The 15,143-nt window shown below is 70.9% G+C and carries 15 protein-coding genes; 9 read left to right on the top strand and 6 right to left on the bottom strand.

Annotation, left to right across the window (positions count from 1 at the left end):
* Position 1: 1 nt before the first annotated feature.
* The 4 genes from HJD23_RS15500 to HJD23_RS15485 all read right to left on the bottom strand — a co-directional run bounded on the left by HJD23_RS15500 (position 2) and on the right by HJD23_RS15485 (position 2,870).
* The gene (locus HJD23_RS15500; protein WP_171118798.1) at positions 2–1,402 is read right to left on the bottom strand and encodes a protein kinase; all 1,401 of its coding nucleotides are present in this window, start codon (positions 1,400–1,402) and stop codon (positions 2–4) included.
* The gene (locus HJD23_RS15495; protein WP_171114302.1) at positions 1,402–2,145 is read right to left on the bottom strand and encodes an FHA domain-containing protein; all 744 of its coding nucleotides are present in this window, start codon (positions 2,143–2,145) and stop codon (positions 1,402–1,404) included. Before HJD23_RS15495 ends, HJD23_RS15500 begins: the two co-directional genes overlap by 1 nt.
* A gap of 126 nt (positions 2,146–2,271) precedes the next feature.
* The gene (locus tag HJD23_RS15490) at positions 2,272–2,667 is read right to left on the bottom strand and encodes an ATP-binding protein (protein ID WP_171114301.1); all 396 of its coding nucleotides are present in this window, start codon (positions 2,665–2,667) and stop codon (positions 2,272–2,274) included.
* Positions 2,664–2,870, bottom strand: coding sequence for a hypothetical protein (locus HJD23_RS15485; RefSeq protein ID WP_171114300.1), 207 nt, complete (start codon positions 2,868–2,870; stop codon positions 2,664–2,666). Before HJD23_RS15485 ends, HJD23_RS15490 begins: the two co-directional genes overlap by 4 nt.
* Positions 2,871–2,994: 124 nt before the next feature.
* Between HJD23_RS15485 and HJD23_RS15480 the strand changes: the two genes are divergently transcribed.
* Together HJD23_RS15480 and HJD23_RS15475 are read left to right on the top strand one after the other, a co-directional pair.
* Complete coding sequence (locus tag HJD23_RS15480; protein ID WP_171114299.1) at positions 2,995–3,849, top strand: helix-turn-helix transcriptional regulator; 855 nt, start codon at positions 2,995–2,997, stop codon at positions 3,847–3,849.
* On the top strand, positions 3,827–4,030 hold the full coding sequence (locus HJD23_RS15475; RefSeq protein WP_171114298.1) for a DUF397 domain-containing protein: 204 nt from the start codon (positions 3,827–3,829) through the stop codon (positions 4,028–4,030). Before HJD23_RS15480 ends, HJD23_RS15475 begins: the two co-directional genes overlap by 23 nt.
* Before the next feature lie 53 nt (positions 4,031–4,083).
* Here HJD23_RS15475 and HJD23_RS15470 read toward each other — a convergent pair whose 3' ends face one another.
* Complete coding sequence (locus HJD23_RS15470; RefSeq protein ID WP_171114297.1) at positions 4,084–4,668, bottom strand: hypothetical protein; 585 nt, start codon at positions 4,666–4,668, stop codon at positions 4,084–4,086.
* A gap of 271 nt (positions 4,669–4,939) precedes the next feature.
* Between HJD23_RS15470 and HJD23_RS15465 the strand changes: the two genes are divergently transcribed.
* The 4 genes from HJD23_RS15465 to HJD23_RS15450 all read left to right on the top strand — a co-directional run bounded on the left by HJD23_RS15465 (position 4,940) and on the right by HJD23_RS15450 (position 9,540).
* Positions 4,940–5,794: a bifunctional methylenetetrahydrofolate dehydrogenase/methenyltetrahydrofolate cyclohydrolase gene (locus HJD23_RS15465; protein WP_141312470.1), complete on the top strand. Its 855-nt coding sequence runs from the start codon at positions 4,940–4,942 to the stop codon at positions 5,792–5,794.
* A 208-nt stretch (positions 5,795–6,002) separates the two neighbouring features.
* Positions 6,003–6,638, top strand: a complete 636-nt coding sequence (locus tag HJD23_RS15460) for a DUF3017 domain-containing protein (RefSeq protein WP_346770337.1) — start codon at positions 6,003–6,005, stop codon at positions 6,636–6,638.
* A gap of 389 nt (positions 6,639–7,027) precedes the next feature.
* Complete coding sequence (locus tag HJD23_RS15455; protein ID WP_171114296.1) at positions 7,028–8,206, top strand: DUF2690 domain-containing protein; 1,179 nt, start codon at positions 7,028–7,030, stop codon at positions 8,204–8,206.
* Between the two features lie 344 nt (positions 8,207–8,550).
* Positions 8,551–9,540: a malate dehydrogenase gene (locus tag HJD23_RS15450; protein WP_171114295.1), complete on the top strand. Its 990-nt coding sequence runs from the start codon at positions 8,551–8,553 to the stop codon at positions 9,538–9,540.
* Between the two features lie 344 nt (positions 9,541–9,884).
* Here HJD23_RS15450 and HJD23_RS15445 read toward each other — a convergent pair whose 3' ends face one another.
* Positions 9,885–10,802 carry a helix-turn-helix domain-containing GNAT family N-acetyltransferase gene (locus HJD23_RS15445; protein ID WP_171114294.1) on the bottom strand — a complete coding sequence of 306 codons (918 nt, stop codon included), beginning with the start codon at positions 10,800–10,802 and terminating at the stop codon, positions 9,885–9,887.
* Between the two features lie 178 nt (positions 10,803–10,980).
* On the opposite strand from HJD23_RS15445, the gene HJD23_RS15440 reads away from it, so the two are divergent.
* Genes HJD23_RS15440 through HJD23_RS15430 form a run of 3 tightly spaced genes read left to right on the top strand, consistent with a single transcriptional unit; the run spans position 10,981 to position 15,118 of the window.
* Entirely contained in the window at positions 10,981–12,489 is a 1,509-nt protein-coding gene (locus HJD23_RS15440) for an aldehyde dehydrogenase family protein (RefSeq protein WP_171114293.1), read from the top strand.
* A gap of 50 nt (positions 12,490–12,539) precedes the next feature.
* Positions 12,540–14,069 carry a GMC oxidoreductase gene (locus HJD23_RS15435; RefSeq protein WP_171114292.1) on the top strand — a complete coding sequence of 510 codons (1,530 nt, stop codon included), beginning with the start codon at positions 12,540–12,542 and terminating at the stop codon, positions 14,067–14,069.
* Positions 14,069–15,118, top strand: a complete 1,050-nt coding sequence (locus tag HJD23_RS15430; RefSeq protein WP_171114291.1) for a glycine betaine/L-proline ABC transporter ATP-binding protein — start codon at positions 14,069–14,071, stop codon at positions 15,116–15,118. The genes HJD23_RS15435 and HJD23_RS15430 overlap by 1 nt, the downstream gene beginning before the upstream one ends.
* Positions 15,119–15,143 lie beyond the last annotated feature (25 nt).

Raw genomic sequence — 15,143 nt, 5'->3', positions numbered from 1 at the left:
GTCAGTCCGTGGCGCCGTCCCCGCAGTGTTCGATGAACCGGTGGGACAGCGGTGCGTAGGTGCCCGCCAGGTTGCCCTGGGCGCGTTGGGACGTGCAGCCGGTGCGCAGGCGGGAGTTCGGGCGGGTGATGTCCTCGCCGACGGGGGTGTAGTCGCGACCCCGGTAGTAGGCCACGCCGCCGAGCCCCGTCGACTCGTCGGCGTTGTAGAAGATCGACTTCACCGGCCGGTCGGCGGTCCACATGCAGGTGTCCTCGCCCGACAGCCAGTCCGGATCGTTCCCTTCCCAGCTGCACATCTCACCGGTGCCGTTCTGCTCGCTGAAGAAGCAGACGGTTCCGAAGGGGCAGCGGTGATAGCCGTACGACGGTCCGTCGTCCCGCAGCGTCGCGTACGTCACCGCTGCCGCCCCCGCCAGGAGCGCCGTCGCGAGGCCGGTCACCAGGGCGGGCCGACGCCAGGCGCGGGGGCGCAGGCGGGGCAGGCGGGGGGAGGGGGCGGTGCCCGCGGCCTGTTCCACGCGGCGCAGCAGCACCTCGGCGGTGATCCGGTCCTCGTGTGTGCGGGCCAGGCAGTCGGTGATGATCTTCCGCCATGTGTCCGGGAGTTCGGGGGACAGACGCAGTTCCTCGGTGCCGCGCGCATAGCGCATCGCCGCGTCGGTGCGGGCCTCCGTCGTACCGCCCGGCAGTGGGAAGGTGCCGGTGAGGACGAGGTGGGCGATGACGCCGTAGGCCCAGATGTCGGCGGAGGGGCGGATCCGGGTGCCGCGCTCGTCGATCTCGGGCCAGAGGAGTTCGGGTGGGGTGTAGTCGGGGGTGGCGAAGGCGGGCGCGTAGGCGTGGGTGCCCTCCAGCTCCGCGGCCATGTTGAAGTCGGCGAGGCGGACCGAGCCGTCCTTCATCAGCAGGACGTTGGCGGGTTTGAGGTCGCCATGCACCCAGCCCGTGTGGTGCAGCTGGTGCAGGCCCTCGCTGATCTGGGCGAGCAGGGCGGGGCCGGAGGCGGGGGCCCGCTCCGCGTCCAGTACGGCGTTCAGGGAGCCCTCGGCCCGCTCCAGGGCCAGGACGGTCGCGCCGTCGAGCTCGGGGTGGTCCGGGTCGTCGACCGTCAACGTGTCGTACATGCGGATCAGGCGGGGTGCGCGCAGCCGACCCAGTAACTCCACTTCCCGCTCCGTCAGTTCGCGCAGGTGGCGCAGCTGGCGTGGGGTGCGGGTGCCCGTGGGCAGGAACTTCAGCGCCGCCCGGCGCGGCAGGTCCGGCGCCTCGCCGTCGACGCGCCGGGCGGCGTAGACCGTGGCGAACGCGCCGGAGGCGAGCGGCTCGCGGACCTCCCAGGGGCCGACCCGGTAGCCCTTCGGGACAGGGACGGCGTGCCCCTCGTACGCTCTCCCGGACATCATCGGACCGCCTCGCTCGGTGCCGCGGCGAGTACGACGAGGTCGTCCTCGCGGACCAGGTCGAAGCGGAGGGCGAGCGAGACCAGCGTCTCCTTCTTGCCGTTGAGGCGCCGGCCGGGTTCGGCCGTGTCGGGGCCGGGGCGCAGGCGCAGCTTGAGCGTGAGGTAGTCGATGTTCCAGTAGACGGAGGACCGGCTGACCGTCGGCCAGGTCGGGCGCAGGCGCTCCACCAACTGCTCCACGACGGGCAGCGGGGCGTGCGGTTCGCCGCGCAGGCGTGGCTCGCACAGGGCGACCAGGACCGCGAAGTACCGCTTGGTGCGGTCGAGGGCGAATGCCGGTGCGGTGGTGGCCCCGGTGAGTCCGTGGCGCGCGGCGCTGCGGAAGGTGTGCCGCGGTGCCCAGACGTCGAAGGCGAGCAGATCGCCGGCCGCGGGCAGGACCACGCGCGAGAACTCGAACGGCACGGGCGCCTCCACCCGGCCCGGCGCGACCTTGACGTGCTCGCCCGCGCCCTCCGGGTTCTCCACGACGTAGGTCTGCTCCTCGCTGAGGTTGCTCAGCAGCCAATAGGTCCGGTGCGCCGTGATCTCTCCGGCGAGCCGGGGCACTCCGTCGTGTGCGATGGCCAGGCCGACACCCTCCGGTACGGCCCTTCCGAACGTGAGCGCCTCACCGGGCGCCATCCTGATCTGGTCATCCGGCCTGCTACTCACTGGCGGCACCACGATGACGCTGTACATGGGCCGTCCCCCTCCCCCGAGCGAACAAATCACGGGCAGGGTAAGGGACGTATCCGAGCAACTGCGAAGCTTCCGTGCGTCACGGCGGGTCTGTGAAGAAGTGGGGGCCGAACGCCCCCCAAGTGTTCATCCGGAGTTCTCCCGAGCAGACGCTTGCGAGACGAACTCGCACCACACCGTCTTGCCGACGGGTGACAGCCACACGCCCCAGCGCCGTGCGACCGCGTCGAGCAGCAGCAGGCCGCGGCCGGTCTCGTCGGTCGCGTCCGGCGCGCGTGCGACCAGCGATGTGCGGGCGTCGGGGTCCGTGACCTCCAGCCGGATACGTCCGTCCGGGGCGCGGTGCAGACGCACGGTCACCGGCGTGCCCTCGCCCAGGTGCCGGATCACGTTGCTCAGCAACTCGCTGACGCACAGCTGGACTTCGGGGCAGGGTGCACGGAGATGGTCGCGAACCGCCCGACGGGCCTCGGGGACGGCCTTGGGAAGCGCGAGCAGTTCCAGGACGAGCGGTTCGGTCACTGGTCGGCCGCCTTGTTCAGGGCGGCGGTCAGGGCACGGGCGGTGGCCTGGTTGCAGTTGCCGAGTGCGATGAGGGGCCGTGCGGGGAGCGCGCCGGCGAAGGTCGGCAGGTCGACGCCGAGGGAGGGGAGCGTGATGCCGTTCGCCTCCAGGGCGGTGCGGAGGTCTTCGACGCAGGTGTCGGTTTCGTCGTGGGGGTGCATGGGGGCGTAGGCCTTTCCGGTCCTGTGCGTTCTGTGACGAATCACTCACAGCGTGGCGTCAAGCGGCGTACCGTGAAAGGGGTTTCGGCTGCGCACGGTAAGTAAGAAACGGCGGTGGTGAGTTGTGCCCGCGAAGAAGGACCCTGACGCGTCGACGAGTGTTCCCTGCTTCTACGGCGCCGAGTTGCGCTACAAGCGGGAGCAAGCCGGGCTGACGCTGGAGCAGTTGGCAGAGGGGAGCTTCCGGGGGATCTCGTTCCTCAGTCAGATCGAGCGTGGCGAGCGCAGGATGCCCATGGATCTGGCCAAGCATGTGGACGAGCGGCTGGGGACGGACGGGTTTTTCCAGCGGCGGTGTGAAGACGCGGCCAAGGCGCGGCGGGTGGGGCATCCGCTGGGTTTCCAGGACGTACCGGATCTGGAGAAGCAGGCAAAGACGCTGGAGGAGTGGGGGCCCAATGTCATCCCTGGCCTGCTCCAGACCGCTGACTACATGCGGGGTCTCGTTCGGTACGAGAGGCCGTTGACGTCATCGGAGACGGCCGAGGAGCGTGTCCGCGCCCGAATGGCGCGTGCGGAGCTGTGGAAACGCGAGGACCGGCCCAGCTACTGGGGGATCCTGCGGGAGTCGGTCATCCGACACACGCCTCTTCCACCGGCGGTGATGGCCGACCAACTTGAGCACGTCGTCGACCTGATCCGGTCCACGCAGAGCATTCTTCAGATCGTTCCGGAAAAGACCCCTTGGCATCCCCTCATGCATGGCATGGCCAAGATCATGACCTTTGCTGAGGCCCCGCCGCTGGTGTGGACGGATACCAACTTCGACGGGCGGATCATCGACTTTCCGACCCTCGTGAACGAGTATCGGAGGTCGTACGATCTGCTCAGGGCCGTCGCGCTCCCACCCGAGGCGTCCCTTGCCCTGATCGAAGAAGCAGTGAGGACCTACAAACATGAAGCCCAGCAGGAGGCTTGACCTCAATTCCGCCGTCTGGCGCAAGAGCAGCTACAGCGATGGGTCCGGCGCCGACTGCGTCGAAGTCGCCGACAACCTCCCCGGCATCACCCCCGTCCGCGACTCCAAGAACCCCGAAGGTCCCGCCCTCGTCTTCCCAACCCCCGCCTGGGCTGCCTTCGTCACCGGCCTGAAAGCGTAGGGCCGCGGACCCCCGTTGCGGAGGCCGCGGCCCTTACTCGGTGTCCGGGTGGCTCAGTAGCGCGGGCGGTTGAACCAGTGGCTGCCGTTCTTGTTCGCGCAGAAGACGATGATCAGGATGCCGAGGACCAGGCTGATCAGCGCGAAGACGTTGGCGGTCAGCAGGCTGATGACGCTGAACAGCGTGACCAGCGAGGCGTAGATGATCGCGGAGACGCGGACGCCGGTGCCGCCGGTCTTGAACTTGACCGCCGTGAGGATCGCCCAGACAGCAAACGCCAGGACGACCACGCCGAGGCCGATCATGACGCCCGCACCGACGCTGGCGACGGTGTCCGCGTCCTCCGCGGAGATGCTGGGGTCGGAGGAGATCTCGTCCTCGAACAGGTCGGCGAACCAGGCGCTGGCGACCATCATCAGCACACCGCCGAGCACCTGGAACCCGCCGAGCACGTACAGCATCACGCGGGCGGCCTTGACGCTGCCCGGCATGACAACCGGGGCGGGCTGGTAGCCGTAGGGCTGGGCCGGCGGGGCGGCGGGGTAGCCCGGGGTCTGGGGCTGCTGCTGGGGATAGCCGTATCCCTGCTGCTGGCCCTGCGGCGGGCCGTAGGGGTTGTTCGGGTCGCCGAAGCTCATGGCGGTCTTCCTCCGTTTTGCTGATGTGCGGGGACGACGCGGCGCGATTCGGAGGAAAGTTGCTACAGATGCGGTTCGTCCCCCCGGTACAGCCCGCGGCACTGTGCCGTCAATCGTTCTTCAGCCATGGGTTGCTTGTCCAGCCGGATTCCCCAGGTGTTGTGCAAGTGCAACATCACCGATCATGAGGGGAGCAGGTGGACATACGCCGGGACGGGCCCCGGGCGACCCGGATTGGAACCGGGAGGCGGTCATCCGGGAGGATGGGGCCATGACCGCCCAGATTCTCGATGGCAAGGCCACCGCAGCCGCGATCAAGTCCGATCTGACCGCCCGCGTGGCGGCGCTGAAGGAGAAGGGCGTCACGCCCGGCCTCGGCACGATCCTGGTCGGGGACGACCCCGGCAGCCAGAAGTACGTCGCCGGCAAGCACCGCGACTGCGCGCAGGTCGGCATCGCCTCGATCCAGCGCGAGCTGCCGGGTACGGCGTCGCAGGAGGAGATCGAGGCGGTCGTACGGGAACTCAACGAGGACCCGGCGTGCACCGGTTACATCGTGCAGCTGCCGCTGCCCAAGGGCATCGACGAGAACCGCATCCTTGAGCTGATGGACCCGGACAAGGACGCGGACGGGCTGCACCCGATGAACCTGGGCCGCCTGGTCCTGAACGAGCCCGCGCCGCTGCCCTGCACCCCCAACGGCGTGCTGACGCTGCTGCGCCGCTACGGCGTGGAGATCAAGGGCGCGGAGGTCGTGGTCGTCGGGCGGGGCGTGACGATCGGGCGGCCGATGCCGCTGCTGCTCACGCGGCGCAGCGAGAACGCGACGGTGACGCAGTGCCACACCGGTACGCGTGACCTGTCGGCGCATCTCAGGCGCGCGGACATCATCGTCGCGGCCGCCGGGTCCGCCCACCTCGTCCGGCCCGAGGACGTCAAGCCGGGCGCGGCCGTCCTCGACGTCGGCGTCTCGCGCAGCGCCGAGGGCAAGATCGTGGGCGACGTCCACCCGGACGTCGCGAAGGTCGCCGGCTGGATCTCCCCGAACCCCGGCGGCGTCGGCCCCATGACCCGGGCCCAGCTGCTCGTCAACGTGGTCGAGGCGGCGGAGCGCAGTGTCGGCTGAGTCGGCGGAGTCACCTGAGGAGAAGGGCGCTGCCGCGCGGAACGGGGATGCTGCCGCGCGGAACGGCGATGCCGCGAACGGCGTGTCGCCGAGCGGCGGGGCGCATGCGGCGGACGGCGCATCGCCGAACGGCCGGATGCCCGGGTCGGGCGGCGAGTCCCCGAGCGGCTCCGTGCCCGGGTCGGACGGCGAGTCCCCGAACGGCTCCGTGCCCGCGTCGGAGGGCGTGTCGCCGAGCGGCGGGGCGCGCGCGGCAGACAGGGAGGCCCCGAGCGGCGGGGCGTGCGTGGCAGACAAGAAGTCCCCGAGCGGCTCCCTGCCCCCGTCGGACGGCGTATCGCCGAACGGCTCCGCACCCCCCGCCCACGGCGCGTCCGTGAACGGTGCTCTCGATGACGCCGAGCTTGCCGTGCGGGACGCGATCAGTGTCGTGGACGAGGACGGGACGCCCCGGCGGACCACCCGCCGCTTCCCGTTGTTCACGAAGGACACCGCGCGGCCCGAGGGCGGCGGCCGGGCGGCGTCCGGGGACGCGCCCGCGCCCGCGCGGCAGTGGCCGATGCTCGCCGTGCTGGTGCTGGTCGGCCTCGGCCTGCTGCTGACGGCGTTCGACGCGTTCCGGATCGGCACGATGCTGGTCGGCGCGGCGCTGGTCGGCGGTGCCGTACTGCGCTGGCTGCTGCCCGGCGTCGGCATGCTCGCCGTGCGCTCCCGCTTCACGGACATCGTCACCTACGGCGTCCTCGGCCTGGCGATCGTCCTGCTGGCGCTGATGGCCCAGCCGAAGCCCTGGCTGGAGATCCCGTTCCTGAAGGACACGCTGCACTTCACCGTCAGCAGTTAGCCCCGGTTCCCCCTCACGGAACGGCGGCCCGTCCCCTCCCCCGAGGAAGGACGGGCCGCCGTCGCATTCAAACTCCCGCACGCCGAACAACCTGTTCAACGGCTGTCCGTGCGCTGTGGCACGGAAGTGACCGTTCCGCTACGGTGTCCGCGCCCCGCCACAGTCGAGGGGCGTTGCGTGTGGGCGCGAAGCGCACCGCTGAGACGTCCGAGGTCAGCGATGTGTTCCCGTTGTGTCGATGTGTCGACAGCTTCGGGGATGCCGGCCCTGGGCACGGCACGGCGGGGCTAATCTGCCGAATTGGGACGTCCCCGGAAGCGAGACCTGAGGGGTGCATCCCAGTCGGCGGGGGAACAACCGGCACGTACAGGGGGAAAAGGGGGGAAGTCATGCCTCGTTGGAAGGCCTTGCCGGACGAACTCGATCCGCAGATAAAGGAGTTCGCCGATCAGCTGCGGCGGCTCGTGGACCGCAGCGGCCTGAGCATCTCCGCACTGTCCGACCGCACCGGTTACAGCAAGACGTCCTGGGAGCGCTACCTGAACGGCCGGCTGCTCGCGCCCAAGGGCGCGGTCGTCGCGCTGGCCGAGGTCACCGGCACCAACCCGATCCATCTGACCACCATGTGGGAGCTCGCCGAACGGGCCTGGAGCCGCTCGGAGATGCGCCACGACATGACCATGGAGGCGATCCGGATCTCGCAGGCGCGCGCGGCGCTCGGCGAGTTCGGCGCACCCCCGGCGAACACCAAGGGCAGGACGGCCCGCAGGGGCGGCCGCGCGACGGCCACGCCGGGCATCGCGGGCCCGGCGGGCGTCGCCCCGACGGTGCCGCCCCAGCCGACGGCTCCCGACGCGAACGCCCGGGACGCCGAGGCACGGCCGGCGGTCAACTCGTGGGGGCTCGCGGGATACACCGGACCGTCCCCGGCGAGCGGCCGTCCCGGCGCCGGTACGGGGGTGAATCCGGCGTCGGCCGGGCGTGCGCCCGGTACGGGGGTGAGTCCGGCGTCGACCGGGCGCGCGCCCGGCGCCGGTGCGCCGACGCCGCCCCCACCGGGCACCCCTTCCGGCCGCGCCTCCGGCAGGAGGCGGCCGGCGATGTTCCTCGCCGGTGCCGTTGCCGTGGTCGTCGCGGCCGGTGCCGCGTACTACCTCACCCGCGACGGCGACACCAACGGCACCGCGAACGCCTCCCCGTCCCCGTCCGTCAGCACCGACGCCAATCTGCCACCCGGCGTGAAGTGCAGCGGCGACAGCTGCACCGGCAAGGATGCGGAGGCCATGGGGTGCAGCGGCGACCTCGTCACCACCGCCAGGACGGCGACCGTCGGCACCACCGTCGTCGAGGTCCGCTACAGCGAGACCTGCGGCGTGGCGTGGGGCCGTATCACCCAGGCCGCCCAGGGCGACGAGGTCCAGGTGACCGTGGGCACCACCAAGGAGAACGGCTCCATCACGGCGGTCGGTGACACCATCGCGTACACCCCGATGATCGCCGTGCAGGACGCGGGCGAGGCCACGGCGTGCGCGACGCTGGCGTCGGGGGAGCGGGGCTGCACACAGTAGAAGCACAGGCGGCTGCACGCCGTAGAAAACACGCCGTAGAAAACACGCCGTAGAAAAAGGGACACCGGTGTCGCGCATGCCGTTCCGCGATCCCGGGCACCCGCACAGTACCCCCACGGGAGTCCGGCAACGGCACCCCCACCCGGCGGTCGTCCCGTCTCTCCTCTCCCGGACGGGCGGCCGCCGCCTTCCGTGGGTTCTGTGGGCTGGGCCACACGGACCCGGACGTCCGGCATCCCGGATGCGCGATAGCCTGACCGCTGGATCTCTCTTGACGCCAAGAGATCGATCAAAAAAAGCCGGGGCAGGGACGCCCCACCGCCAGCTGTCATACGGAGAACGCCATGACCCGCACTCCCGTGAACGTCACCGTCACCGGCGCGGCCGGCCAGATCGGTTACGCCCTGCTCTTCCGCATCGCCTCCGGCCAGCTGCTCGGCGCGGACGTGCCGGTCAAGCTCCGCCTGCTGGAAATCACCCCGGCGCTGAAGGCCGCCGAGGGCACCGCGATGGAGCTGGACGACTGCGCGTTCCCGCTGCTCCAGGGCATCGAGATCACCGACGACCCGAACGTCGCCTTCGACGGCGCCAACGTCGCCCTCCTCGTCGGCGCCCGCCCGCGCACCAAGGGCATGGAGCGCGGTGACCTGCTGGAGGCCAACGGCGGCATCTTCAAGCCGCAGGGCCAGGCCATCAACGCGCACGCCGCGGACGACATCAAGGTCCTGGTCGTCGGCAACCCGGCCAACACCAACGCGCTGATCGCGCAGGCCGCCGCCCCGGACGTACCGGCCGAGCGCTTCACCGCGATGACCCGCCTGGACCACAACCGCGCGCTGACCCAGCTCGCGAAGAAGACGGGCTCGACGGTCGCCGACATCAAGCGGCTCACCATCTGGGGCAACCACTCCGCCACCCAGTACCCGGACATCTTCCACGCCACGGTCGCCGGCAAGAACGCCGCCGAGGTCGTCAACGACGAGAAGTGGCTGGCCGAGGACTTCATCCCGACCGTCGCCAAGCGCGGCGCCGCCATCATCGAGGCCCGAGGCGCCTCGTCGGCCGCGTCCGCCGCCAACGCCGCCATCGACCACATCTACTCCTGGGTCAACGGCACGCCCGAGGGCGACTGGGTCTCCATGGGCATCCCGTCCGACGGCTCCTACGGCGTCCCGGAGGGCCTGATCTCCTCCTTCCCGGTCACCTGCAAGGACGGCAAGTACGAGATCGTCCAGGGCCTGGACATCAACGACTTCTCCCGCGCCCGCATCGACACCTCCGTCAAGGAGCTGGAGGAGGAGCGCGAGGCGGTCCGCGGCCTCGGCCTCATCTGACCCCGACGCCACCAGTCACACGACCCCCGGCCCGCCACCACGGGCCGGGGGTCGTCGTTTTCCCCGGGCGCATGTCTTCCGCGTACGACGCTCAGAAGCTCCTCAACTCCCTGTCCCGCCCGGCGGATCACCCGCGAGGATGATCCACATGTTCGGAAAGAGTCGGGGCGCGCCTCGGCGAGGGCGCGTGCGCGAGCGGCTGGACGCCGTCGGGTACGAGGGCCCCGCCGACTCGGTCCAGGCGATCAAGCACCTGCGCGAGGCGGCCCCCGGCCTCAGCCTCCTGAGCGCCGTCCAGCTGGCCAAATCGGCGGCGGCGCACGGCGTTTGGCCGACCGGGCAGGTCAGCGCAGCCGCTTCTCGAACCAGTGCCCGGCGTAGACGTGTTCCGCGTATGCCGGGATCTCCCTGTACCCGGCCGCCCGGTACATCGTCTGTGCCTCGGTGAGCACGGCGTGCGTGTCCAGGCGTACGACGTCGAATCCGCGCTCGGTCGCCTCGCGCTCCAGCTCCGTCAGGATCCGGCGGGCCAGCCCCAGCCGGCGGGCGTCCGGGTGGACCCACACGTGCTTGATCTCGCCCACGCCCGGTCCGAGACGGCGCAGCCCGCCGCAGCCGACCGGGCGTTCGGCCTCGTACGCCACGAAGAAGGCGCCCGAGTCGCCGGACACCTCTTCCGGGCGTACGAGATCGGCGGCGTCGAAGCCCTCCGGGAAACGTTCGTCCAGCTCGGCGGCGTAGGCCGCGAGGCCGGCGCGGGCGTCCGGGGACGTGCCGTCGACGTGTTCGACGGTGATGCCGGCCAGGCGCAGCAGGCGCTCGGTGGTGGTCATGGCCTCCGTGAGCCGGGCGCGCTGGGCCGGGGTCAGGCCGTCGAGCAGGTCGGCGACCAGGGCGTCGGCCCGGCGGTTCTGTTCCTTGACCTCGACGCGTCCGGCCGGGGTGAGTTCGATCAGGCGCAGCCGCTTGTCGCCGGGGTGGACGCTCAGCCGGACCATGCCCTGTGCCTCCAGGGCCTTCGCCATCCGGCTCAGATAGCCCGCGTCCAGGCCGAGCCGGGCGCGCAGCTCGCGCAGCGAGGCGCCGTCGCCGATCTCGAAGAGCAGGCGGGCCTCACCGAGGGGGCGGTTCTGGCCCAGGTAGTGGTCGTCGAGGGCGCCGATGCGGCGGGTGAAGTAGCGATTGAAGCGGCGGAAGGCCGCGACCTGCTCCGACACCGCTTCGTGTTCTGACGCCGCCCCGTGTTCTGGCACTGCCTTCATATTTCTTTGACTTTAGTCAAAGGACCCCCGGTGGTCCATAGGGGGCGAGTGGCTTTTTCGGGGTGTTTGTCCGAATTGCTAGTGAGGCGGCGCACTTTCGGCCACCGATTTCGCATGCCGTTACCGGCTCCGGGCAGGCGCTCACCTCCTGAACAGGAATGGAAGGCAAGAACCGAGCATGTCGGACAGAGACACGATCCACGTGGCAGGGGAGTGGCGGCCCGCCGTCTCCGGCGCCACGCGCGAGATCCTCGACCCCGCGGACGCCCTGCCGTTCGCCGTGGTCGCCGAGGGCGACGAGAAGGACACGGACCTGGCCGTCGCGGCCGCCCACCGTGCCTTCGACGGCGGGCAGGGCGCCTGGCCCCGCACCCCCGTCGCCGAGCGCGCCGCCCTGCTGCGCCGCGTCGCCGACCTGCTGGTCCGTGACCGCGAGGCACTCGGCCTGCTGGAGAGCCGGGACGCCGGCAAGACCGTCGAGGAGGGCCGCGTCGACATCGACTGCGTGGCCGACGCCTTTCGTTACTTCGCCGATCTGGTGGCCGGCGAAGGGGGTGGCCGGGTCGTCGACGCGGGCTCGCCCGACATCCACAGCGTCGTCGTCCACGAGCCCGTCGGCGTCTGCGCGCTGATCACGCCGTGGAACTACCCCCTGCTCCAGGCCAGCTGGAAGATCGCGCCCGCGCTCGCGGCCGGGAACACCTTCGTGGTCAAGCCGAGCGAGATCACGCCGATGACCACCATCGCCCTGATCGACCTGCTCGTCGAGGCCGGGCTGCCCGCCGGGGTCGCCAACATCGTCACCGGCCCCGGCCACACGGTCGGCGCCCGCCTCGCCGAGCACCCCGACGTCGACCTGGTCTCCTTCACCGGCGGCCTGGTCAGCGGCACGAAGGTGGCCGCGGCCGCCGCGCCCACCGTCAAAAAGGTCGCCCTCGAACTCGGCGGCAAGAACCCCAACGTCGTCTTCGCCGACGCCTGCGCCACCGACGAGGCCTTCGACACCGCCGTCGACCAGGCCCTCAACGCCGCCTTCATCCACAGCGGCCAGGTCTGCTCCGCGGGCGCGCGCCTCATCGTCGAGGAGTCGGTCAGGGAGCGGTTCGTCGCCGAACTCGCGCGCCGGGCCTCTCGTATCCGCCTCGGCCGCGGCACGGCGGACGGTGTCGAGTGCGGCCCCCTCGTCTCCGAGCAGCAGCGCGCCAAGGTCGAGTCGTACGTCGCCTCCGCGCTGGCCGAAGGGGCGGTGCTGCGCTGCGGCGGCAAGCGTCCCGAGCCCGCCCCGGAGCGCCCCGCGAACGGCTACTTCTACGAGCCGACGGTGCTGGACCAGTGCCACCGCGAGATGACGGTCGTACGCGAAGAGGTCTTCGGGCCGGTGCTGACGGTGGAGACCTTCCGTACCGAGGACGAGGCCGTGGCGCTCGCCAACGACACCGAGTACGGGCTGGCCGGTGCCGTCTGGACCGCCGACGCGGGGCGCGCCCGCCGGGTCGCGGGGCGGCTGCGGCACGGCACCGTCTGGATCAACGACTTCCACCCCTACCTCCCGCAGGCGGAGTGGGGCGGCTTCGGCAAGAGCGGCGTCGGCCGCGAACTCGGCCCGGCCGGGCTCGCCGAGTACCGCGAGACCAAGCACGTCTACCAGAACCTCGCGCCGAAGCCGGTGCGCTGGTTCGCGGGCTGACCCCGCTCACTTCCCCGACCCCCCACTGGAGCACTGGAGTACGACCCCCCATGCCCGAGACCACCCATACCTACGACTACGTCGTCATCGGCGGCGGCACGGCAGGCTCCGTCATCGCCTCCCGCCTCACCGAGAACCCCGACGTCACCGTCGCCGTCATCGAGGGCGGCCCCAGCGACGTGGACCGCGAGGACGTCCTCACCCTGCGCCGCTGGATGGGCCTGCTCGGCGGCGAACTCGACTACGACTACCCCACCACCGAGCAGCCACGCGGCAACTCCCACATCCGGCACAGCCGCGCCCGCGTCCTCGGCGGCTGCTCGTCCCACAACACCCTCATCGCCTTCAAGCCGCTGCCGTCCGACTGGGACGAGTGGGAGGCGGCCGGCGCCAAGGGCTGGGGCGCGGTGCAGATGGAGGCGTACTTCGCCCGGCTGCTGAACAACATCGTCCCGGTCGACGAGAAGGACCGGAACGCCATCGCCCGCGACTTCGTCGACGCCGCCCAGAACGCGCTGGGCGTGCCGCGCGTGGAGGGCTTCAACAAGAAGCCGTTCACCGAGGGCGTCGGCTTCTTCGACCTCGCCTACCACCCCGAGAACAACAAGCGGTCCTCGGCCTCCGTGGCGTACCTCCACCCGGTGATGGACGAGCGGCCCAATCTGACGCTGCTGCTGGAGACCTGGGCGTACAAGCTTCAGCTGAACGGCACCCGCGCCGAGGGCGTCCACGTCCGCACCAAGGACGGCGAGGAGATCCTCGTCCGCGCCCGCAACGAGGTCGTGCTGTGCGCCGGCGCCGTCGACTCGCCCCGGCTGCTGCTGCACTCCGGCATCGGTCCGAAGGAGGATCTCGCGGGGCTCGGCATACCCGTGGTCCACGACCTGCCCGGCGTCGGCCAGAACCTGCTCGACCACCCCGAGTCGGTGATCGTCTGGGAGACCCACGGGCCCATCCCGGAGAACTCCGCGATGGACTCCGACGCCGGCCTGTTCGTGCGCCGCGACCCCGAACACGCGGGCCCCGACCTGATGTTCCACTTCTACCAGATCCCGTTCACGGACAACCCGGAGCGCCTGGGCTACGAACGCCCGCCGTACGGAGTCTCTATGACCCCGAACATCCCCAAGCCGAAGAGCCGCGGACGGCTGTACCTGACCAGCGCCGACCCGGCCGAGAAGCCCGCGCTCGACTTCCGCTACTTCACCGACGAGGACGACTACGACGGCCGCACCCTCGTCGACGGCATCCGCATCGCCCGTGAGATCGCGAAGAGCGAGCCGCTGGCGGGCTGGCTGAAGCGTGAGGTGTGCCCCGGCCCGGACGTCACCAGCGACGAGGCGCTCAGCGAGTACGCCCGCAAGGTCGCGCACACCGTGTACCACCCGGCGGGCACCTGCCGGATGGGCGCCGCCACCGATGAACTCGCGGTCGTGGATCCCGAGTTGCGCATCCGTGGCCTGGACGGCATCCGGATCGCGGACGCGTCCGTGTTCCCGACGATGACGGCCGTGAACCCGATGATCGGGGTGCTGATGGTCGGGGAACGGGCCGTTGACCTGATTGGTGGTGGTGAGTGATGAATACCCCCGTCTTCTCCGTGGACGGCCTGTGGAAGGTCTTCGGTCCCAAGGCCGAGCGCGTACCGGCCGACGCCGCACTGACCGCGCTCGCCTCCGCCGAGCTGCGCGCCCGCACCGGCTGCACGGCCGCCGTCCGGGACGTCTCCTTCGACGTGCGCAAGGGCGAGGTCTTCGTCGTCATGGGCCTGTCCGGCTCCGGCAAGTCCACGCTGGTGCGCTGTCTGACCCGGCTGATCGAACCGACGGCCGGGACCATCGCCATCGACGGCGAGGACGTCCGCGCCATGGACAAGGCCCGGCTGCGCGAACTGCGCCGCCACCGCGCCGCGATGGTCTTCCAGCACTTCGGCCTGCTCCCGCACCGCACGGTCCTGGACAACGTGGCGTACGGCCTGGAGATCCAGGGCGTCGGCAAGGCCGAGCGCCGTGAGCGGGCCGCCGAGGTGGTCGACAAGGTCGGCCTCACCGGCATGGAGCTGCGCCGGCCGTCCCAGCTGTCCGGTGGTCAGCAGCAGCGCGTCGGCCTGGCCCGCGCGCTCGCCGTCGACCCCGAGGTGCTGCTGTTCGACGAGCCGTTCAGCGCGCTCGACCCGCTCATCCGGCGGGACATGCAGGACGAGGTCGTCCGGCTGCACCGCGAGGAGGGCCGCACGATGGTCTTCATCACCCACGACCTCAGCGAGGCACTGAAGCTGGGCGACCGCATCGCGCTGATGCGCGACGGCGAGATCGTGCAGCTCGGCACGCCCGAGCAGATCGTCGGCTCCCCGGCCGACGACTACGTCCGCGAGTTCGTCCGTGACGTGCCGCGCGAGCAGGTCATGACCGTCCGTACGGCGATGCGCCCCGGCGACTGCGGCGGCCCCGACCACCCGGCCGCCCTCGCCCCCGACACCGTCGTCTCCGGCGCCATCGACGTCGTCGCCCGCACCGGCAAGGCCGCCTGCGTCGTGGACGAGGGCCGCTGCCTGGGCCAGGTGGACCACGCCGGCCTGTTGCGGGTCGTCGCCGGAATCGACAGCAGCACCACGAAGGAGGCCGCCTGATGCGCGCCACCGAGAGAACAGCCGC

The organism is Streptomyces sp. Z423-1 (genome assembly GCF_013009255.1).
Lineage (GTDB): Bacteria > Actinomycetota > Actinomycetes > Streptomycetales > Streptomycetaceae > Streptomyces > Streptomyces gossypiisoli.
Note: the sequence above shows the minus strand (reverse complement) of the source record. Positions and strands in the feature narration are given on the sequence as shown.